At 70.4% G+C, this 852-nt stretch carries 1 protein-coding gene and 1 pseudogene; both read left to right on the top strand.

Annotated elements, in window-relative coordinates; genetic code table 11:
• Nucleotides 1–593 (top strand): annotated as a pseudogene (locus tag SPH52_RS22440) (hypothetical protein); the annotation flags it as partial.
• Nucleotides 551–852, top strand: a 302-nt coding sequence (locus SPH52_RS22435; protein WP_411797271.1) for a hypothetical protein, incomplete at its 3' end; no start/stop codon positions are given. The pseudogene SPH52_RS22440 and the gene SPH52_RS22435, both read left to right, overlap by 43 nt.

The following is an 852-nucleotide window of genomic DNA, read 5'->3' as shown; positions in this document are numbered from 1 at the left end:
TGCCGGAGCGGGTGCGCAACACCTGGCGGCGCCGCGACGAGCCCGACTTCTCCCATGAGGTCTACGAGGCCATGGCGGGCTGCCTGGCCTGCAAGTCCTGCGCCGGCCAGTGCCCGGTGAAGGTCAACGTGCCGGATTCGCGCTCGCAGTTCCTCGAGATCTACCACGGCCGCTACCTGCGCCCTGTACGCGACTACCTGATCGGCGGCATGGAGTTCTTCGTGCCCTATCTCGCCTACGTCGCACCGCTCTACAACGCTGCGCTAGGCAACCGCCTGGTGGACCGGCTGCTGGCGCAGCACGTCGGCCTGGCCGACAGCCCACGGCTCTCCCGGGCACGGCTGGCCAGGCAGCTGCGCGCCTGGGGCGTGGCCGAGGCCACGCCGGTCTCACTGGGCCTGCTCAGCGAGGCGCAGAAGGCCCGCAGCGTGGTCATCGTGCAGGACGCCNACGGCTGGCCAGGCAGCTGCGCGCCTGGGGCGTGGCCGAGGCCACGCCGGTCTCACTGGGCCTGCTCAGCGAGGCGCAGAAGGCCCGCAGCGTGGTCATCGTGCAGGACGCCTTTACCAGCCACTTCGAGGCCGAACGGGTGATGGACATCGTCGAGCTGCTCGCCCGCCTCGACGTGAAGGTCTTCGTCGCGCCCTACTCGCCCAACGGCAAGCCGCTGCACGTGCAGGGCTTCCTTGGTGCCTTCGCGCGCACCGCCGAGAAGCAGGCGCGACGGCTGCGCGCCCTGGCCGAGTTCGGCGTGCCGCTGGTGGGCATCGACCCGGCCATGACCCTGACCTACCGCCAGGAGTACGTGAAGGCGCTGGGACCACAAGCCGTGCCCGAGGTGCTGATGCTGCA

This window comes from Halomonas sp. A29 (assembly GCF_046723295.1).
Lineage (GTDB): Bacteria > Pseudomonadota > Gammaproteobacteria > Pseudomonadales > Halomonadaceae > Halomonas.
The sequence above is the reverse complement of the archived record's forward strand: the minus strand, read 5'-3'. Positions and strand labels throughout refer to the sequence as shown.